The organism is Streptomyces sp. NPDC031210, assembly GCF_055570395.1.
In genome coordinates this window covers 215,038-232,881 of the sequence record NZ_JBVIHH010000005.1, presented here as the reverse complement: position 1 = coordinate 232,881, position 17,844 = coordinate 215,038, and the positions used below count along the sequence as shown (strand labels likewise).

Annotated in this window: 18 protein-coding genes and 1 tRNA gene; 10 read left to right on the top strand and 9 right to left on the bottom strand. The window is 71.3% G+C overall.

Annotated features, from left to right (window positions below):
• The first annotated feature begins 195 nt into the window (after positions 1 to 195).
• Positions 196 to 498 (top strand): hypothetical protein, encoded by a 303-nt coding sequence (locus ACZ45Z_RS12430; protein WP_468360401.1) that lies wholly within the window; start codon positions 196 to 198, stop codon positions 496 to 498.
• 40 nt (positions 499 to 538) lie between these two features.
• On the opposite strand, the gene mscL is transcribed toward ACZ45Z_RS12430, so the two are convergent.
• From mscL to ACZ45Z_RS12400, 6 genes are all read right to left on the bottom strand, one after another.
• Positions 539 to 1,042 carry a large conductance mechanosensitive channel protein MscL gene (gene mscL, locus ACZ45Z_RS12425; protein ID WP_468360398.1) on the bottom strand — a complete coding sequence of 168 codons (504 nt, stop codon included), beginning with the start codon at positions 1,040 to 1,042 and terminating at the stop codon, positions 539 to 541.
• 165 nt (positions 1,043 to 1,207) lie between these two features.
• Positions 1,208 to 1,402 carry a hypothetical protein gene (locus ACZ45Z_RS12420; protein WP_468360395.1) on the bottom strand — a complete coding sequence of 65 codons (195 nt, stop codon included), beginning with the start codon at positions 1,400 to 1,402 and terminating at the stop codon, positions 1,208 to 1,210.
• A gap of 352 nt (positions 1,403 to 1,754) precedes the next feature.
• Positions 1,755 to 2,600 (bottom strand): S-methyl-5'-thioadenosine phosphorylase, encoded by an 846-nt coding sequence (locus ACZ45Z_RS12415; RefSeq protein ID WP_468360392.1) that lies wholly within the window; start codon positions 2,598 to 2,600, stop codon positions 1,755 to 1,757.
• Between the two features lie 282 nt (positions 2,601 to 2,882).
• A complete protein-coding gene (locus ACZ45Z_RS12410) occupies positions 2,883 to 3,224 on the bottom strand; it encodes an FmdB family zinc ribbon protein (RefSeq protein ID WP_468360390.1) in 342 nt (113 codons plus the stop codon).
• A gap of 68 nt (positions 3,225 to 3,292) precedes the next feature.
• The gene (locus tag ACZ45Z_RS12405) at positions 3,293 to 4,651 is read right to left on the bottom strand and encodes an MFS transporter (RefSeq protein WP_468360387.1); all 1,359 of its coding nucleotides are present in this window, start codon (positions 4,649 to 4,651) and stop codon (positions 3,293 to 3,295) included.
• 287 nt (positions 4,652 to 4,938) lie between these two features.
• Positions 4,939 to 6,498, bottom strand: coding sequence for a potassium/proton antiporter (locus tag ACZ45Z_RS12400; RefSeq protein ID WP_468360797.1), 1,560 nt, complete (start codon positions 6,496 to 6,498; stop codon positions 4,939 to 4,941).
• 182 nt (positions 6,499 to 6,680) lie between these two features.
• Here ACZ45Z_RS12400 and ACZ45Z_RS12395 point away from each other — a divergent pair, with 182 nt between their 5' ends.
• Positions 6,681 to 9,395, top strand: coding sequence for a penicillin acylase family protein (locus tag ACZ45Z_RS12395; protein ID WP_468360384.1), 2,715 nt, complete (start codon positions 6,681 to 6,683; stop codon positions 9,393 to 9,395).
• 120 nt (positions 9,396 to 9,515) lie between these two features.
• Here the strand turns inward: ACZ45Z_RS12395 and ACZ45Z_RS12390 are convergent, their stop codons facing one another.
• Positions 9,516 to 10,193 carry a 5-formyltetrahydrofolate cyclo-ligase gene (locus tag ACZ45Z_RS12390; protein WP_468360381.1) on the bottom strand — a complete coding sequence of 226 codons (678 nt, stop codon included), beginning with the start codon at positions 10,191 to 10,193 and terminating at the stop codon, positions 9,516 to 9,518.
• Positions 10,194 to 10,274: 81 nt separating this feature from the next.
• Here ACZ45Z_RS12390 and galU point away from each other — a divergent pair, with 81 nt between their 5' ends.
• From galU to ACZ45Z_RS12355, 7 genes are all read left to right on the top strand, one after another.
• Positions 10,275 to 11,177: a UTP--glucose-1-phosphate uridylyltransferase GalU gene (gene galU, locus ACZ45Z_RS12385; protein WP_468360378.1), complete on the top strand. Its 903-nt coding sequence runs from the start codon at positions 10,275 to 10,277 to the stop codon at positions 11,175 to 11,177.
• Positions 11,178 to 11,181: 4 nt separating this feature from the next.
• Positions 11,182 to 12,498: a molybdotransferase-like divisome protein Glp gene (glp, locus tag ACZ45Z_RS12380; RefSeq protein WP_468360375.1), complete on the top strand. Its 1,317-nt coding sequence runs from the start codon at positions 11,182 to 11,184 to the stop codon at positions 12,496 to 12,498.
• A 59-nt stretch (positions 12,499 to 12,557) separates the two neighbouring features.
• The gene (moaC, locus tag ACZ45Z_RS12375; RefSeq protein ID WP_468360372.1) at positions 12,558 to 13,040 is read left to right on the top strand and encodes a cyclic pyranopterin monophosphate synthase MoaC; all 483 of its coding nucleotides are present in this window, start codon (positions 12,558 to 12,560) and stop codon (positions 13,038 to 13,040) included.
• A complete protein-coding gene (locus ACZ45Z_RS12370; RefSeq protein WP_468360368.1) occupies positions 13,037 to 13,537 on the top strand; it encodes a MogA/MoaB family molybdenum cofactor biosynthesis protein in 501 nt (166 codons plus the stop codon). Before moaC ends, ACZ45Z_RS12370 begins: the two co-directional genes overlap by 4 nt.
• Positions 13,538 to 13,551: 14 nt before the next feature.
• Entirely contained in the window at positions 13,552 to 14,157 is a 606-nt protein-coding gene (locus tag ACZ45Z_RS12365; protein WP_468360365.1) for a GNAT family N-acetyltransferase, read from the top strand.
• Positions 14,158 to 14,309: 152 nt separating this feature from the next.
• Complete coding sequence (gene sepX / locus ACZ45Z_RS12360; RefSeq protein ID WP_468360362.1) at positions 14,310 to 15,383, top strand: divisome protein SepX/GlpR; 1,074 nt, start codon at positions 14,310 to 14,312, stop codon at positions 15,381 to 15,383.
• A 74-nt stretch (positions 15,384 to 15,457) separates the two neighbouring features.
• Positions 15,458 to 15,530, top strand: a tRNA-Ala gene (locus ACZ45Z_RS12355).
• 72 nt (positions 15,531 to 15,602) lie between these two features.
• Here the strand turns inward: ACZ45Z_RS12355 and ACZ45Z_RS12350 are convergent.
• Positions 15,603 to 16,193: a site-specific integrase gene (locus tag ACZ45Z_RS12350; RefSeq protein ID WP_468360794.1), complete on the bottom strand. Its 591-nt coding sequence runs from the start codon at positions 16,191 to 16,193 to the stop codon at positions 15,603 to 15,605.
• 204 nt (positions 16,194 to 16,397) lie between these two features.
• Entirely contained in the window at positions 16,398 to 16,988 is a 591-nt protein-coding gene (locus tag ACZ45Z_RS12345) for a hypothetical protein (protein ID WP_468360359.1), read from the bottom strand.
• A gap of 195 nt (positions 16,989 to 17,183) precedes the next feature.
• Between ACZ45Z_RS12345 and ACZ45Z_RS12340 the strand changes: the two genes are divergently transcribed.
• On the top strand, positions 17,184 to 17,660 hold the full coding sequence (locus ACZ45Z_RS12340) for a hypothetical protein (RefSeq protein WP_468360356.1): 477 nt from the start codon (positions 17,184 to 17,186) through the stop codon (positions 17,658 to 17,660).
• Positions 17,661 to 17,844 lie beyond the last annotated feature (184 nt).

The window sequence follows — 17,844 nt, the reverse complement described above, 5'->3', positions numbered from 1 at the left end:
GAGCACGCTCCCCGCGCCCGGCTCCGCTCGCGCGGGACGTGCCCCGACGCCGCCGGGCGTCCCCTCCCGCCGGCCCCTCTTTCCGCCGGCGGCCCTCGGGCGGCCGGCGGAAGGACGAATGAGCCTCGGAGGCCGGTCCTCATGGGCCCTTCGGGCCCGGGCCCGGCTCGTGCGGGGCGCCCGTACTCTGGAGGGGTGAGCCCAAGCCCCGCACCCGACCCGGCACCCGAGCCCGCCTCGGCGCACGAGGTACCCGCGCCCCCCGTGGCGAACGAGGTACCCGCGCCCCCCGTGGCGCAGCCGAGCGCCCCCGCCGTCGCGCCTGCCGCGCATCCCCGGCCGACCGCCGTGCCGGCCGCCCTCGTCTTCGACGACCCGCTGAGCCGGCCCTCGTCCGACGACACCGACCGCGGCTGGGGCGAGCGCCCCGCTGCCGGTGGCGGCAGCGCCGCCGACCTCGCCCGCTTCCTCGACGAAAAGCCGCCCCACCACCTCTGAGCGAGGCGACGGGGCGGCGTATGCCGGCCTGAGGTGCCCGCTACTGGTGCTTCTTCTGGGGGACGACGGTGGCGGAAGTCGAGGAAGAGACGGGGAACGAGCCGTTGCGCTGCGCGACCAGGGCGTCGCGGATCTCGGCGAGCAGCTCGATCTCGGTCGGGTCCGCCGGAGCCGGTTCCATCGCCTTCTTGACGTCCTGGCGGGCCTTCCACTTGTTCATGGGAAGGATCATGAGGAAGTAGACGACGCCCGCGGTGATCATGAACGTCAGCGCGGCGCTCAGTACGGAGCCCCACAGGATGTAAATGCCGTCGGTGAATTCGCCCGTCTTGGGGTCGGTCGGGCAGGTCGTCAGGCACGCCTTGTAGTGATCGAGGTTCTGGGAGCCGAGCGCGCCCACGATCGGATTGATGACGCCCTTGACCACGGCGTTGACGATATTCGTGAACGCCGCACCGACGACGACCGCCACCGCGAGCTCGATGACGTTGCCGCGCATCAGGAATTCCCTGAACCCCTGAAGGACGCCCTTGTTCTCGCTCACCTGACAGCCTCTTTCCACGCTCACTACGGACGATGCACCAACCATCAGCACCGCAACTTACGGCAGGGCGGGGCGGAGATGTCCAATCGCGCAACCCGAACCAGCGAACCAGAAGAGCGTCAGTGCGGTTCCGGGGGCGGGCGGGTGCATGGGCCTGACGCATGTCTACCGCCCGCCCGGGAGGGAGGTGGCCGCCGGGCAGCCGGGTGCCGAGGAGGCCGTGCCCAGGGGACCGTTCGAGAGGCCGGTGGCGAGTGCGGCGGCCGTCATCGCCAGGCCGGCGGCCAGTGCCCGCTGCCGTGTCAGCCGCCGCCATCGGCGTCGACCACCGCCCGCCCGGACCGGGGCGAAGTGGGGCACTTCACACCCTGGGGGCGCGGGCAGCGGGGGAGAGGGGAGCGGTAGGGAGGAGGAGAGCGGTAGGGGGGAGGAGGGGAGCGGCACGGTGGGGGGAAGGGGCATGGTGGTCACCGCCTGCGGTGGGGAGTTCGGACCCGGCGATCACCACCGTGCCGGAATCCGCCGCGGCGCGTGCGGGCCTGTGCACAGCCCCGCGCTTGTGGATAACCCGGTCACCCGCCGTACGCGCAGCAGCCCCCGGCCCGCGCGCCAGCCCCAAGCCCCCGCCCTACGCCCTACGCCAAGCAAGCACCCCGCCCTGACGCGCAGCAGGCCCCCGGCCCGGGCGCCAGCCCCAAGCCCCCGCCCCGCCTCAGGGCAGCTCGATGCCCAAGTCCCAGCCGTCGTGGACGTCGACGCACAGGCAGTCGCGGTCGGAGGTGGCCGGCAGGGCGGCCACCGCGTCGAACAGGACGTCGCGCAGCCGGTTCACGTTCTCGGCGAACACCTTCAGGACTTCCTGGTGGGAGACGCCGTCGCCGGTTTCCGTGCCCGCGTCCAGGTCGGTGACCAGCGACAGAGAGGCGTAGCAAAGGCCCAGCTCACGGGCGAGCGCGGCCTCGGGGTGGCCGGTCATGCCGACCACGGACCAGCCCTGGGCGGCGTGCCAGCGGGACTCGGCGCGCGTCGAGAAGCGCGGGCCCTCTATGACGACGAGGGTGCCGCCGTCGACCGGCTCCCAGTCGCGGCCGCGGGCCGCCGTCAGCGCCGCCCGGCGGGCGGTCGGGCAGTACGGGTCGGCGAACGTCAAGTGGACGACGTTGGGGGTGCCGCCGCCGGGCAGCGGTTCGCCGTCGAAGTAGGTCTGAGGGCGGGCCTTGGTGCGGTCGACGAGCTGGTCGGGCACCAGCAGGGTCCCGGGGCCGTATTCGGGGCGCAGGCCGCCCACCGCGCACGGGCCGAGCACCTGGCGTACGCCGACGGAGCGCAGAGCCCACAGGTTGGCGCGGTAGTTGATGCGATGCGGCGGGAGGTGGTGCCCGCGGCCGTGGCGCGGCAGGAACGCGACCCGTCGGCCGGCCACCTCGCCCAGGAACAGGGAATCGCTGGGGCTCCCGTACGGGGTGTCCACCGTGATCTCGGTCACGTCGTCGAGGAAGGAGTAGAACCCCGACCCGCCGATAACGCCAATTTCCGCGCCGGTCTCCGCGTCAGCCATGCCGGTCACACTATCGGGGCACTTCGCCGCCCGGACAGGGGGTGGAGAGGGAGCGGGAAGGGGAGCGGGGAGGGCGGGGCGTGCGCCGACCGCGGAGCGCCCGGCCCGCCCGGTTTCCTTCCCGAGAGCCCGAGCCCGAGCCCGAGCCCGAGAGCCCCCAAAACCCCAAGAGCCCCCAAAGCCCCGCACCCCGCCGTCAACAACGGCGGGGTGCGGAAACGACACAACGACAGGGTGCCAGCGTGCTCCGTGGCGACGGGCGGACCGTCGCGGCGAGAGAGGTCAGGCGGCCGAGCTGCTGCTCGTGGAGCCCGAGGTGGACGCCGTGGCCGCCGTCGACGACCCAGCCTTCGCGGGCTTGTCGGAGCTGCTCGACGAGGAGCCCGCGTCCGAGGAGGACGAGGCTGCCGGGGAGGCGGTCTTGGCGGGGGTGCTGCTGGACGACGAGCCGCGGCTGTCGTTGCGGTAGAACCCGGAGCCCTTGAAGACGATGCCGACGGCGGAGAACACCTTCTTGAGGCGTCCGTTGCAGCCGGGGCACTCCGTGAGCGCGTCGTCGGTGAACTTCTGCACCGCCTCGAGGCCCTCGCCGCACTCGGTGCACTGGTACTGGTAGGTCGGCACTTGACTTCCTCCTGGCACTCTCACTCGTTGAGTGCTAACGACGCTCCATATTGCAGTATTCCCGCCCGTCAGTCCACCGTTACCGGCGTACGGTGACCGACCACACGCTCGGACGCTCCCTCGAACGGCTCCCGCCGGCGGTCGCTCGTCCCCAGGTCGGCGTGGTCGCGGGCACGCGCGTCACGGCCTTCCGCGGCCGAGCCGACGACCAGGGTCGAGGAGCGGGGCAGCAGGTGGGCGCGCAGCGCCAGCAGGACGGTCAGTGCCAGCGCGGTGCCGGCCAGCGGCACGAGGAAGCCGGCGCTCGGCCCGAACCCGTCCGCCAACTGGCCGGAGGCGGTGGCCGCGGCGGCCTGGCCCAGGGCGACCGCGCCGGTCAGCCAGGTGAACGCCTCGGTGCGGGCGGTGGCCGGCACCAGGGACTCCACGAGGGTGTAGCCGGTGATCAGGGCCGGGGCGATGCACAGGCCGACGATCAGGCCGACGGCGCCGAGCAGCGGCACCGCGGTCACCGCCCACAGCGGGGTGGTGGCCAGCGCGAGCAGCCCGTAGGCGACCAGCAGGCGGCGGCGCGGGCCGACCTTCCAGGCGACGGCGCCGCAGACGATGCCCGCGAGCATGTTGCCGCCGGCGAAGATTCCGTAGAGCACGCCGTTGATGCCGGGCTGCCCGATGTCCTGGGTGAAGGCCGTCAGCGAGACCTGCATGCCGCCGAAGACGGCGCCGATGCCGAGGAACGCCACGATCAGGACCCGCACGCCGGGCACCGACAGGGCCGAGACGCGCGGCAGGTCGCCGGCGCCGGCCCGGTGGACGGGCGGCTGGCTGCGCCGCTGGGAGGCGAACAGCAGGCCGCCGGCCAGGGTCAGCACCGCCTCGGCGACCAGACCGGCGGCCGGGTGGACGCCGGTGCACAGCGCGGTCGCCAGGACCGGGCCGACGACGAAGGTGAACTCGTCGGTCACCGACTCGAAGGCGGCGGCCGTCGGCATCAGCGGGCTGCCGCCGAGCCGCGCGGCCCAGCGGGCCCGCACCATCGGGCCGACCTGCGGCGTGGAGGCGCCGGTGGGCACGGCCACCGCGAACAGCGCCCACAGCGGGGCGTGCGTGAGGGCCAGGGTGATCAGCGCCGCGACGCCGGCGACGTGCACCAGGACGCCGGGGAGCAGCACCGCGCGCTGGCCGAAACGGTCGGCGAGCTTGCCGCTCTGCGGGGCGAACAGTGCCATGGAGACGCCGGTGGCGGCCGAGACCGCGCCGGCGGTGCCGTAGGACCCGGTGGTGCTCTCGACGAGCAGGACGATGCCGATGGTCAGCATCGCGAACGGCTGCCGGGCCAGAAAGCCGGGCAGCAGGAATGTCCATGCACCGGGGGTGCGCAGCAGTTGTCCGTAACCAGGACGGGAGTCCTTGACCGCGGATGCCACGGCCGGGCCTTTCTGCTGCCTGGTAGCGCGCCGCCGCGAGGTCGTCACGGGTACGCGCCGAGAGCTGTCCTCTCGCGCAGGACCGAGTGATACCGCGTGGTCCGCACTGGGAAGTGGCTGCGTGTGGCAGTGGACCGCGGCCGCCGAGCGGTCGCGCCAGCTCTGCGTCAGGCAGAGGTGGTTCGTTGGTTTGCTTCTTCATACTACAGGTCGACGTGTGTGAAGTCCTGGGATTTGCCAGGGCTTCTGGCCGATTCCCTTGGGATCTGTGGAGACTTTCGGCACACTCAGGTGTCGCGGCGGGGCGGCAGAGGGGGGCGTGTGCGGTGGGTCGCGCGCCGGCCGGTGCCCCCGCCCGCGTGGTCCGTGCCCAGCCAGCCGGCCAGCTTGCCGCCCCGGGAGACCGCCTGCAGCCGCTTCTCGGCCGTGTCCCGCACCGGGTCGGTGGCCACGACCAGCAGTTCGTCGCCGCGCCGCAGCACCGTCGACGGCGCCGGCACGAAGCTGGCGCCGTCCCGTACGACGAGGGTGACCGCGGCGCCCGCCGGCATCCGCAGCTCGCCGACCTCGACGCCGTGCATCCGCGAGCCCGGGCCGATGGACGTGGAGAGCAGGTGGCCGCGCAGCCGCTCCAGCGGCGCGGACTCGATGCCCAGGTCGGCGGGCTCCTCGCCGTCGCCCAGCCGCAGCCGTCTCGCCAGCCACGGCAGCGTCGGCCCCTGGATGAGGGTGTAGACGACGACGAGGACGAAGACGATGTTGAAGACCCGTTCGCTGCCCGGGACGTCGTTGACCATCGGGATGGTGGCCAGCACGATCGGCACCGCGCCGCGCAGGCCGGCCCACGACAGCAGGGTCTTCTCCCGCCACGGCATCCGGAAGGGCAGCAGCCCGATGAACACGGAGGTGGGCCGGGCCACGATCGTCAGGATCAGGCCGATCAGCAGCGCCGGCACGAAGTCGTCGAGCAGGTTGTGCGGGGTGACGAGCAGGCCGAGCAGGACGAACATGCCGATCTGGCCGATCCAGCCCAGGCCCTCGGCGAAGCCGCGGGTGGCCGGGGCGTGCGGGAGCCGGGCGTTGCCCAGGACCATCGCGGCCAGGTAGACGGCCAGGAATCCCGAGCCGTGCGCCAGCGCGCCGGCCGCGTAGGCCGAGACGGCGATGGCCATGACGGCGATCGGGTAGAGGCCGGAGGCGGGCAGCGCCACATGCCGCATGCCGTACGCGCCGATCCAGCCGATGGCCAGCCCGATGGCGGCACCGATCGCCAGCTCCAGGGCGATCTCGCCCATCAGCAGGTACCAGTGCTCGAACGGCCCGGAGGCGGAGAACGCGACGACGAGGATGACCACCGGAGCGTCGTTGAAGCCCGATTCGGCTTCCAGGACACCGGTCAGCCGTGAGGGCAGCGGCACACTGCGCAGCACGGAGAACACCGCGGCGGCGTCCGTGGAGGAGACCACGGCGCCGATCAGCAGTGCCTGCCGCCATTCCAGGCCGGCCAGATAGTGGGCGCCGGCCGCCGTGACGCCCACACTCACCGCGACGCCGAGCGTGGAGAGCAGGGCGGCCCGGGGCAGCGCCGGCCTGATCTCCTTCCACTTGGTGCCCAGGCCGCCCTCGGCGAGGATCACGACCAGGGCGGCATAGCCCAGGAGTTGGGTCAGCCCGGCGTTGTCGAAGACGACTCCGCCGAGCCCGTCCTGCCCGATGGCGATGCCGATCCCCAGGTAGATGAGCAGGCTGGGGAGCCCGCTGCGCGAGGAGAGTCGTACCGCGGCCACCGCGACGAGCAGTACGAGCGAGCAGATCAGCAGGAGTTCGTTGAGGTGGTCGACAGTCAGGAGCTGATCCTTCCGCGTGCGGTGTCCTGGGTGGGCATTCCTTACCGTATCTAGTTACTGAGTCTAACAATTTACCATTACTTGAATATTGAATGCGCTGGCGATGCCTCCGCCTGGGGAGCGTCGAAGCGGTGCGCCTATGGTTGCTCCAGCACTCCCACCCTGCCCCTCGAAGGACAGAGATGCCCGCCAACAAGTCCGGCCCAGTCCCCAAAAAGAAGAAGAAGGGGCGGCGCGGCCGCCTCGTCGCGATCACGGTCGTGCTGCTGCTCGTGGCGGGCATCGGCTCGGGCGCGTACTGGGGCGTCGACGCCGTCCGCGCGTCCTTCCCCGAGACCACCGGCTCCCTCAAACTCCCGGGTCTGTCCGCTCCGGTGGACGTCACCCGCGACGCCAACGGCATCCCGCAGATCTACGCGGACACCGACGAGGACCTCTTCCGCGCCCAGGGCTTCGTCCAGGCCCAGGACCGCTTCTGGGAGATGGACGTACGCCGCCACATGACCTCGGGCCGGCTGTCGGAGATGTTCGGCAAGAGCCAGGTCAAGACCGACTCGTTCCTGCGCACCCTCGGCTGGCACGACATCGCGCAGAAGGAATACGACACCAAGCTGTCGGCCGGCACGAAGAAATACCTCCGGGCCTACTCCGAGGGCGTCAACGCCTACCTCAAGGACCACGAGGGCTCGGCGCTGTCCCTGGAATACACGGCGCTGGACTTCGAGAACGACTACGCGCCGGAGAAATGGACGCCCGTCGACTCGGTGGCCTGGCTCAAGGCCATGGCCTGGGACCTGCGCGGCAACATGCAGGAAGAGATCGACCGCTCCCTGCTGACCAGCCGCTTCACCCCGGCCCAGATCAAGCAGCTCTACCCCGGGTACCCGTACAAGCGCAACAAGCCGATCGTCGAGGGCGGCGCGGTCGACCCCGCCACCAAGGAGTTCGGCCCCAAGACCCCGGCCGCCGGAGCCCGCAACGGCACCGGCCCCACCGCCGGCCTCCAGTCGCAGCTCTCGTCGCTGTCCAAGACCCTGGACGACATCCCGGCGCTGCTGGGCCCCAACGGCAACGGCATCGGCTCCAACTCCTGGGTCGTCTCCGGTGAGCACACCACCACCGGCAAACCGCTGCTGGCCAACGACCCGCACCTGGCGCCCCAGATGCCCTCGCTCTGGTACCAGATGGGCCTGCACTGCCGCAGCACCGGCGACCGGTGCAACTACGACGTTTCCGGCTTCACCTTCTCCGGAATGCCCGGCGTCGTCATCGGCCACAACCAGGACATCTCCTGGGGCATGACCAACCTCGGCGCGGACGTCTCCGACCTGTACCTGGAGAAGATCGACGCCGACGGCTACATCTACGACAACAAGAAGCGGCCCTTCACCATCCGCAAGGAGACCATCAAGGTCGCCGGCGGACCCAGCCGCGACATCACCATCCGCGCCACCGACAACGGGCCCCTCGTCTCCGACCGCGACCCCGAACTGTCCGACGTGGGCAAGGACGCCCCCGTCGGCAACGCCGCCCCCGACCGCGGCGACGGCTACGGCGTATCCCTGCGCTGGACCGCGCTGAGCCCCGGCAGGTCCATGGACGCCGTCTTCGAGCTCAACCGCGCCAAGGACTTCACCGGCTTCCGCAAGGCCGCCGCGCACTTCGAGGTCCCCGCCCAGAACCTCATCTACGCCGACACCAAGGGCAACATCGGCTACCAGGCCCCCGGCACGATCCCCGTCCGCGGCAAGGGCGACGGCACCTACCCGGCGCCCGGCTGGGACCCGGCGTACCGCTGGACCGGCTACATCCCGCAAAAGGCCCTGCCCTACGAGTACAACCCCGCGCGCGGCTTCATCGTGACCGCCAACCAGGCCGTCATCGACGAGGAGAAATACCCCTACCTGCTCACCAAGGACTGGGGCTACGGCTCCCGCAGCCAGCGGATCAACGACCTCATCGAGTCGAAGATCAAGGACGGCGGCAAGGTCTCCACGGACGACATGCAGACCTTCCAGAAGGACAACAGCAGCGAGATCGCCCGGCTGCTGACGCCCTACCTGACGAAGATCGACATCAAGGACCCGTACGTCCGCGGCGCCCAGCAGCTCCTGGAGGGCTGGGACTTCACCCAGGAGCCCGACTCCGCCGCGGCCGCCTACTTCAACGCCGTCTGGCGCAACACCCTCAAGCTCGCCTTCGGCAACAAGATGCCCAAGGAACTGCGGGTCGACGGCCAGTGCCTCAACGTCCGCCCGGCCAACGAGACCGGCCCCGCCGACGACCTCGACCAACTGGTGCGCGAATGCGGCGAGCGGGCCGCGGACTCCGCGCAGCCCGACGGCGGCGACCGCTGGTACGAAGTGGTCCGCCCGCTCCTGGAGGACCCCGGCAACGACTGGTGGAAGACCGAGGACCGCCCCGGCCGCCCCGGTGACGAGAACCGCGACCAGCTCCTGGCGCACGCCATGAAGGACGCGCGCTACGAGCTGACCTCCAAGCTCGGCAAGAACATCGACAACTGGAGCTGGGGCCGCCTGCACCAGCTCTTCCTGAACAACCAGACGCTGGGCACCGACGGACCCGGAATGATCCAGGGCCTGTTCAACCGCGGCCCCTGGAACGTCGGCGGCGGCGAGGCGGCGGTCGACGCGACCGGCTGGAACGCCGCGGGCGGCTACAAGGTCACCTGGGTCCCGTCGATGCGGATGGTCGTCAACCTCGCCGACCTCGACAAGTCCCGCTGGATCAACCTCACCGGCGCCTCCGGTCACGCCTACAACGCCCACTACTACGACCAGACCGACAAGTGGGCCAAGGGCGAACTGCTGCCGTGGGCCTACAGCGCCGAGGCCGTCAAGAAGGCGGGCAAGGACACGCTGACGCTGTCGCCGTAAGGCGGCGGGGGCCGCGCACCCGGCGGGATGCGCGCACACCGCCACAGCGCACGCCGCGGGGCGGGCCGGGAACTTCCGGCCCGCCCCGCGGCTTTCGTGGCGCTCAAGAGCCGCCCTGCCTCAGCCGCGCTCCCCGTGGTGCGACCGCGCGAACCGGTGCACCCCCGACGGCGTCACCGCCGCGTGCACCTGCCGGTCGTGCGCCTCGGCCGGCACCCGCTCCAGCACCTCCGTGTCGTACAGCAGCACCACCAGCGCCGGATCGGCCCCGGCCCGCTCCAGCCGCGCCAGCACCCGGTCGTAGGAGCCGCCGCCGCGCCCCAGCCGCACGCCCCGGCCGTCGACCGCCAGGCCCGGCAGCAGCACCACATCGGCCTTGGTGACCGCCTCGGGGCCCAGCCGCGGCCCGGCCGGTTCCAGCAGCCCGCGGCCCGCCGGCCGCAACCGCCCGGCGCCCTCGTACGCCGCCCAGTCCAGGTCGTTGTCCGGCAGCAGCACCGGCAGCAGCACCGGCGCCCCGGCCGCCCACAGCCGGTCCAGCAGAGAGCGGGTGGGCGGCTCGTTGCCGATGGAGACATAGGCGGCGACGGTCGGCAGCGCGGCCGCCGCGGCCGGATCCCGGGGCTCGTCCATGACGTGCGCGGCGCCGGTCTGCCGCGCCGGCCGCAACTCGTCCAGCTCCAGCGCCCGTCCGGCCAGCGCGACCCCCGCCCCCGCCACGTCACCCGGCGGCAACGATCTTCTTACCTCCAGGAGATCGCGCCGCAACCTGCGCTTTCTATCGTCGTCACTGCTCACTGTGTGCCCTTGCTCCCGCTCTCGTGCTCTATTGACCGGACCCTCATCATCCTTCCGATAGGGCCGGTTATGGTGTCGCGCATGACTCCATCGCACACACGGATCAGCAAGGCTGTCATTCCGGCGGCCGGCCTCGGTACGCGCTTCCTGCCCGCCACCAAGGCCACACCGAAGGAGATGCTGCCGGTCGTCGACAAGCCCGCCATCCAATACGTGGTGGAGGAGGCCGCCGCCGCCGGCCTCTCCGACGTCCTGATGGTCACCGGCCGCAACAAGCGCCCGCTGGAAGACCACTTCGACCGCAATTACGAACTCGAAGAGGCCCTGCACCGCAAGGGCGACGAATCACGCCTCGCCAAGGTCCAGGAATCCAGCGACCTGGCGACCATGCACTACGTCCGCCAGGGCGACCCCCGCGGACTGGGCCACGCCGTCCTCTGCGCCGCCCCGCACGTCGGCGACCAGCCCTTCGCCGTCCTCCTCGGCGACGACCTCATCGACCCCCGCGACCCGCTGCTCCAGCGCATGGTCGAGGTGCAGGAGCAGCACGGCGGTTCCGTCGTCGCCCTGATGGAGGTCGACCCGGCGCAGATCCACCTCTACGGCTGCGCGGCCGCCGTCCCCACCGGCGAGGACGACCTGGTCGTCGTCTCCGACCTGGTGGAGAAGCCCGACCCGGCCGAGGCGCCCAGCAACCTCGCCATCATCGGCCGCTACGTCCTGGACCCGGCCGTCTTCGAGGTGCTGCGCAAGACCGAGCCGGGCCGCGGCGGCGAGATCCAGCTCACCGACGCGCTCCAGGCCCTGGCCGCGGACCCGGCGCTGGGCGGCCCCGTCCACGGCGTCGTCTTCAAGGGCCGCCGCTATGACACCGGTGACCGTGGCGACTACCTGCGTGCCATTGTCAGACTGGCATGCGAACGTGAGGACCTGGGACCGGACTTCCGGACCTGGCTGCGCAGTTACGTCACCGAGGAGATGTAAGACGTTGAACGGCACCACCGACCAGACCAGCCACCAGGACCGCGTCTGGTCGGTGGCCGAGCACCTCGACGACGTCCTGTCCAAGATCCAGCCGCTGGAGCCGATCGAGCTGCAACTCCTCGACGCCCAGGGCTGCGTCCTGGTCGAGGACGTCACCGTCCCCCTCGCCCTGCCGCCGTTCGACAACAGCTCCATGGACGGCTACGCGGTCCGCGTCGCCGATGTCGCGGGCGCCACCGAGGAGTTCCCCGCCGCCCTCACCGTCATCGGCGATGTCGCGGCGGGCAGCGGTGACCTGCCGGCCGTCGGCCCCGGCGAGGCGGCCCGCATCATGACCGGCGCCCCCCTCCCGCCCGGCGCCGAGGCCGTCGTCCCCGTGGAGTGGACCGACGGCGGCACCGGCCAGGGCCCGGCCGCCACGATGCGCGCCCACAGCGCCGCCCCCCAGGACGCGGCCGGCGAGGTCCGCGTCCACCGCCCGGTCACCGCGCGCGCCCATGTCCGCGCCCGGGGCAGCGACGTCGGCGCGGGCGAGCCGGCGCTCAAGGCCGGCACGGTGCTCGGCCCCCCGCAGATCGGCCTGCTCGCCGCCATCGGCCGCGGCACGGTCCGGGTCCGCCCCCGCCCCCGCGTCGTCGTGATGTCCACGGGCAGCGAACTCGTCCAGCCCGGCGAGGCGTTGGGGCCCGGCCGCATCCACGACTCCAACAGCTTCCAGCTCACCGCCGCCGCCCGCGACGCCGGAGCCATCGCCTACCGCGTCGGCGCGGTCGCCGACGACGCCGACACCCTGCGCGCCACCCTGGAGGACCAGCTCGTGCGCGCCGACATCCTCGTCACCAGCGGCGGCGTCAGCGTCGGCGCGTACGACGTGGTCAAGGAAACCCTCACCGACCTGTCCGCCGAAGAGGGCCGGGTGGAATTCCGCAAGCTCGCCATGCAGCCCGGCAAGCCGCAGGGCTTCGGCCTCATCGGCCCCGACCGCACCCCGCTGCTCGCGCTGCCCGGCAACCCCGTCAGCGCCTACGTCTCCTTCGAGCTGTTCGTCCGCCCCGCCATCCGCACCCTGATGGGCCTGCCCGAGGTGCACCGCACCACCACCCGGGCCGAGTGCACCGATGCCCTGGCCTCCTCACCCCGGGGCAAGCGGCAGTTCCTGCGCGGCTCCCACGACCCGGCCGCCGGCACGGTCACCCCCGTCGGCGGCGCCGGATCCCACCTGATCAAGGCCCTGGCGCACGCCAACGCCCTCATCGTCGTCCCCGAGGACGTCACCGAGGTGGCGGCGGGCGACGCCGTCGAGGTCGTCCTGCTCGGGTAGCGCCGGGCCGCTGCGGGTACGGTGTCGTCGCACAGGCGGCAGTCCGGACCGGGAGAACGATGAGCAGCGGCCAGCACCACCTCACCCACCTCGACGCGGCGGGCGCGGCCCGGATGGTCGACGTCTCGGGCAAGGACGTCACCGCCCGCACCGCCCGCGCCCGCGGCCGCGTCCTTGTGTCGCCGCGCGTGATCGAGCTGCTGCGGGGGGAGGGCGTCCCCAAGGGCGACGCCCTCGCCACGGCCCGCATCGCCGGCATCATGGGCGCCAAGCGCACCCCCGACCTGATCCCGCTGTGCCACCCGCTCGCCGTCTCCGGCGTCACGGTGGACCTCACCGTCGCCGACGACGGCGTCGACATCACGGCCACGGTCAAGACCACCGACCGCACCGGAGTCGAGATGGAGGCCCTGACCGCCGTCTCGGTGGCGGCCCTGACCGTCGTCGACATGGTCAAGGCCGTCGACAAGGCGGCGGTGATCTCCGACATCCGCGTCGAGGAGAAGACCGGCGGCAAGTCCGGCGACTGGAGCCGGCCGTGACCTCCCCCCGCGCCCTGGTCGTGACCGCCTCCAACCGCGCCGCGGCCGGCGTCTACGAGGACAAGGGCGGCCCGCTGCTCGTCGATGGCCTGACGGCCATGGGCTTCGCGGTCGACGGACCACGGGTCGTCCCCGACGGCGACCCCGTCGAAGAGGCCCTGCGCGCCGCCGTCGCCGCCTCCTACGACGTGGTGCTGACCACCGGCGGCACCGGCGTCTCGCCCACCGACCGCACCCCCGAGGCCACCCGCCGGGTCCTGGACTACGACGTCCCCGGCATCCCCGAGGCGATCCGCGCCGCCGGCCGGGAGAAGATCCCCACCGCGGCGCTCTCCCGGGGCCTCGCGGGCGTCGCCGGCCGGACCCTGATCGTCAACCTCCCCGGCTCGACGGGCGGCGTCCGCGACGGCCTCGCCGTCCTCGCCGCCCTGCTGCCGCACGCCGTCGACCAGATCCGCGGCGGCGACCACCCCAGACCCTCCGGGAGTCCGAGCTGAACGCGCCCTGGCCGGTGGTCCTGACGGACGGAGAGGTCACCCTCCGCCCCATAAAGCTGCGCGACCAGCGGCTCTGGCGCGAGGTCAACCGGCGCAACCGCGACTGGCTGCGGCCCTGGGAGGCGACGGTCCCGCCGACCCCGCCCGGCGTTCCCCCGCCGCACCGGCCCACGTACCGCCAAATGGTCCGCCACCTGCGCGCCGAGGCACAGGCCGGACGGATGCTGCCCTTCGTGGTGGAATACCGCGGCCGACTCGTCGGACAGCTCACCGTCGCCGGCATCACCTGGGGGTCCATGTGTTCGGGCCATATCGGCTACTGGGTGGACCGGGACGTCGCCGGGCGCGGCGTCATACCGACCGCGGTGGCGCTCGCCGTCGACCACTGCTTCCGCACCGTCGGCCTGCACCGCATCGAGGTCTGCATTCGGCCGGAGAACGTTCCCAGCCGCCGCGTGGTGGAGAAACTCGGCTTTCGCGAGGAGGGCGTCCGCCCGCGCTATCTGCACATCGACGGGGCCTGGCGCGACCACCTCGTCTTCGCGCTGACGGCGGAAGAGGTGCCGGAGGGCCTGCTCAACCGCTGGCGCCGCGAGCGCCCCGGCACACCCCATAAATGAAATAAACGTTCGATTCCAATTCACGGCTTGACCGGATTCGTGAACTGCTGATCTCAACAATCACAAAAAAAGTTCGAGATATCAGCCAGATCGTGCGACACACCGGCTCAATTGGCGGATGGCCCCACGCAAACCCCTCTACCGTGTGAGTTGTGAGAAGCAGCGGCCTCATCTACGCAGTCATCGTCGGGGCCTGGGCCGCCTATCTGGTGCCGATGTGGCTCCGTAGGCAGGACGAGCTCAACGAGGCCCGTCCCACCGAGCGCTTCAGCACTGCCATCCGGCTCCTGTCGGGACGTGCGGCCATGCAACGCCGCTACGCCAAGGGGCTGGAGGAGTGCCCCGCCGACGATGACGGCGACGAGCAGGACCCGGACGCCGCGGCCGACCAGGCCGGCGCCCGGTCCTTCGGCGACCCCGCGCCCGCCGCGCCGCCCGCACTCGCGGACGAGCCCGCGGACCCGCCCGCCGCCACCCACACCCGCGTCCAGGCCACCGCGCCGCGCCCCTCCGCCGCCGAGCGGACCAAGCGCGCCAAGGTCCTCGCCCGCCGCCGGCGCACCATCACCGTCCTCTTCCTCGCCTTCACCGTCGGCGCCATCGTCGCCGCGGTCGGCGGCATCGCCTTCCTGTGGGCCCCCGCCCTGCCCGCCCTCCTCCTGACCGCGTACATCATTTACCTCCGCGCCCAGGAGCGCCGCCGCTTCACCTTCACCATGGACCAGCGCCAGGCGGAGGCCGCCGCCCAGCGGCTGCGGGAAGGCCGCGCCCGCCCCCAGCAGGCGGCCGAGCAGCCGCTCGCCGACGACCACCCCGCCGACGACCCGGCCGCCCACCCCCGCTCCGACCTGCCCGCCGCGGCCGACCCCGCCCCGCCGCCCGCGCCCTCCGCCGGCCGCCGGGCGCTCGTGGAGGAGACCGACCACGCCGAGTGGGTCGACCAGCAACGCGAGCGCGAGCGCCCCCGCCCCGCCTCCGGGAGCTGGGAACCGGTCCCCGTCCCCCTGCCCACCTACGTCACCGCACCGGTCGCCCCGCGCGCCACCAGCCACGTCGACCTCGACGCCGACGGCGCCTGGAGCTCCGCCCGCTCCAGCGCCGCCCCCGACCACCCCGAGGCCGCCGCCCAGGACCGCCCGGCCGCCCCCGGCCGCCGCACCCGCGGCCGCACCCCCCTCTTCGACCAGTACGAAAACGAGGACCGCCCGCGCGCCGCCAACGAGTGACCCCCTCCGCTGACCAGCACCGGAAGCGATTTCCGAGCACCGCGACCGAGATGCTAGAGTTTCACTCGTCGCAAGGGCCTGTGGCGCAGCTGGTAGCGCACCTCGTTCGCAACGAGGGGGTCAGGGGTTCGAGTCCCCTCAGGTCCACCGCACGTCAAAGCCCCCACCAGGGAGATCTGGTGGGGCTTTTTCGTGCTGTACAGCAGCGAAGTACAGCAACTACGTGGGACCCGCCTGGTTGCCAAGGTGCTTGCCCAGCTTCCGCAGAGCCTTCCGCGTCGACGCCGACGGCACGTGCGTGTAGATCTCCATGGTCACCGCGATCTTGCTGTGCCGCAGGATCTGCATCGCGATCCGAGGGTGTACGTCGAGTGCGGCGAGGAGCGATCCGCAAGTGTGCCGGGTGTCGTGCAGACGAATCTTCCGAACGCCGGCCTTGGCCGACCGGGCAGCGAACTCCCGGTTGAAGTTCCTCGGCTCGATGGGGGTGCCGTAGCGCGTGGTGAACACGAAGCCGGAGTCCGTCCACAGTTCGCCGGCTGCCTGCTTCACCGCTTCTTGCGCCTCCTGGCGGAGCTGAAGGGCCGTCACGCAGATGTCCGGCAGCGGCAGCATCGCGGTTGATGCCTCAGTCTTGGTCTCGTCATGCACCAGGCGCCGGGCAACCCGCTGCAACTGCCGTTCCACCGTAACCTCTCCCGCATCAAGGCCCGCGCACGGCGCGGGCGCGCGCCGCCTCTGCGGCGCGGCCTGCCTCCTGTCTCCGCCCCGGCTGGCCGCGCCCGGCGGCGCGCTACGTGCAGCGGGCAGAGTGGGAGAAACCCTCTGTGGCTGGGGCGGTCGGCTCCACGGCTTTAGGCAGCCACTGTGGGGCGAGCCTCTAAGATCATGGCCCCGATTCGGGCTTTTGCGGGCAGGCTAGGTGCTGCCCGAATCGCGGCCAGCGTAAGGGGCCATGATCACTCGCCCCAAAGCAGCTCCAGCCCAAAGCCGCTCCGCCGACCTACATCTTCGTCATCCGCGAGCGAACCAATAGCTGGGACGATCTTGACGGCGCATGCGAGCCTTCCGTGCATCAAACTTGAGGCGAGCCAGGAGCGCCTTCTCCGCCTCAGCGAAGTTCCAAACGGGCTTGAACTTATTCCGGTCTCGGAGGCCAGTGATGGCCGCGTGCGTGAGGAAGCTGTGCTGGAGGCCAAGCGCCATTACGGCCTGCATGGCGGCCTCCTGCTCGGCTCCCCCCACAGGCGGAACACGGATCTGCACTGCATCAAGGACCTGATCGATTCGAAGCAGGGTCGGCTCGTCGATCGGACCTGGCACCTGGGCGGCCAGGACTGTTCGCAGTTGGTCCGCCAGAACCCCTGTCTGCAGCAGCGCCTCCAGGGCGGACCCATCGCTCACCACAGGCTCGCCACGTGCGTGGGCACGACTCATGAGCTGAACGAACGAGGCAGCGAGGCGGGCATCAGCCTCGGCGGCCGCGACACGGGCCAGACGACGCTCCTCACGCCACTTCCCCATGAACTGAAAGAGCGCTACCAGCACCGCAGCGGAGATTGTGGCCGCGCCGGTGACGATTGCTGTGGTGATCTTCGGATCCATCCTCCGAAACGTATCCGAGCCAAGTAGATTTTGTTATCGCCTTCAGAGACCTCGGGGCCGTCGCCGGGGAACTTCTCGCTGGGAAGCCGGTCAGCTGCACACCAGCGACCTAGAAGTGCCCGTGCCCGGCCGTGCCCGATCGGGCGGGAACTGACGGGGATCTGTAGCGTAGGTACACGCTGCTAGAGGATCGGGGTGACCTTGAAGGACACGATTACCCAGGTAGTTACAGCCTTCTCACCGGTTGTGATCGCGCTGATTACTGGGTTCTTCGGGGCCCGTCTGGGGCGTCGAACAAGGTCAGACAAGATCATGGAGCGGCTGAAGGCTGAGATCGAAGCCTCGGACACACTGCCTGATGGGTCGGTGGCCAAGGAGGCGCTGCTGACTCAACTCGATGCCACGGCAAGCAAGTACAAGGAAACGTGCAAGCACGAGGACACGTTCCGTCGAGACTCGTTTGGCGTCATTCTGGGGCTCATCCTCGGTGGAGTGGGCATTGCTCTCGGGAGCTGGGCTGCCCTTGCCGGGGGTGCTTACCTGTGGTGGTGGGTGCTCGCCATTCCTCTGATCATCTTCGGTGTGCCTGGATTCTTCTATGAGATGGCAGGCGGGAAGAGTAGAGAGGCACCCGCGACGGCTCCGACCGAGTCTGACGCTGCGAGCACCTGATCCTAGGTGCCGCGAGCCACACACCCGCCTGGACAGGGCAGGGCGACTACCGCGCTTGGAGACTCTCTGTCAAGACCGTCCGCGAGTGCTGACATCAAGCCTGACACCAACGAGCCCGGACGCTTGCGTTCGTTCCGGGACGTCGCTGAACAGCACGCGGCTGAGTAGCGAGGTCTGACCGATG